Annotated in this window: 2 protein-coding genes and 1 pseudogene; all 3 read right to left on the reverse strand. The window is 29.7% G+C overall.

All coding sequences use genetic code 4. The features are described 5' to 3' along the window. Nucleotides 1-59: 59 nt before the first annotated feature. Nucleotides 60-383 (reverse strand): hypothetical protein, encoded by a 324-nt coding sequence (locus EHU54_RS06000; RefSeq protein ID WP_400249489.1) that lies wholly within the window; start codon nt 381-383, stop codon nt 60-62. Beyond that, entirely contained in the window at nt 367-618 is a 252-nt protein-coding gene (locus EHU54_RS06005; RefSeq protein WP_400249490.1) for a hypothetical protein, read from the reverse strand. Before EHU54_RS06005 ends, EHU54_RS06000 begins: the two co-directional genes overlap by 17 nt. Before the next feature lies 1 nt (nt 619). Then, nucleotides 620-1,033 (reverse strand): annotated as a pseudogene (locus EHU54_RS06010) (hypothetical protein); the annotation flags it as partial.

The raw sequence follows: 1,033 nt of genomic DNA on the forward strand, positions 1-1,033 counted from the left end.
AATCAAATTTATCAAATTTCATAATTTTAAATTCCTATAATTTCTATTTTAAATATATTTTATAGGAATTTTAAAATAACTAGGTTATGCAAGAAGTCTAATAAATAATTATGAGCTAGATTTTGATAATATGGTTCAGAAAAATCAAATAAAGACATTACCTTATCAGCTAAAATAACTTTATTTTTGTTTGTAAAAGGGCTATATTCCGTTGATCCACCAATTTCTCAAATAAAAGCATTAGGGTCTAGTTGTTTAACTTTATCAATTAAATCAATATTCCCTTTACCATCAATAATAATTGTGGTTTCACGAAATTTAAACCTTAATTCTTTTATAATTTGCATTAATGTCGTTGTTTTACCACTATCAGTAGTTGTCAACAAGGATAATGTGTTGAGATAAATTTGATTTTATTAAGCCAAAGTTTTTGTTTAAATTAAGCAAATTGCTTTGTGAAATTTGGTTAAATTCTTGTGCTATTTTCTTTGCTTTTTTCTTTTGTTCAACAATGCCAATTGTTATTGCTAACCCGATTAGAATAGGTATTCCAACGGAAATTATTTTATTGCCGATTTCTTGCAAACTAGTTGATAAACTTGTCGCTAGTAACATCATATTATTTATCTCCTTTTTGTTTTGCTTCGCATTCTTCATCATCTTTTTTCATTTGAGCAATATCTTTTTCTGTTTTTGCAACAAAGACTTTTTCTTTTTTCTTGCGGATTAGTTTTAAAATAAACGGGTCAACCACAAACCGTTTAAACAACCAAACAAGAAGAGCAAGACCCGCCAGCGACCCAACAACAAGACCAACAATTGCCCAACCAGCTAGTCCTTTTTTATTATTGTTAGTTATCGGTTCTGGATTTGGAATTGAGGATATTGGTTGATCTTTTTGCTGTATTGAAATAGTTTTGGTGGTAAAACTTAGCAATTTTGTACTACCATCGACTGCTTGAACCTTGACATCTTTGCTCGTCGTTCAATCACCCACAATAAGATTATCAACGCCGATAACATAGTCAGTGTT

The organism is Spiroplasma sp. ald, from assembly GCF_044714355.1.
Classification (GTDB): domain Bacteria; phylum Bacillota_I; class Bacilli_A; order Mycoplasmatales; family Mycoplasmataceae; genus Spiroplasma; species Spiroplasma phoeniceum.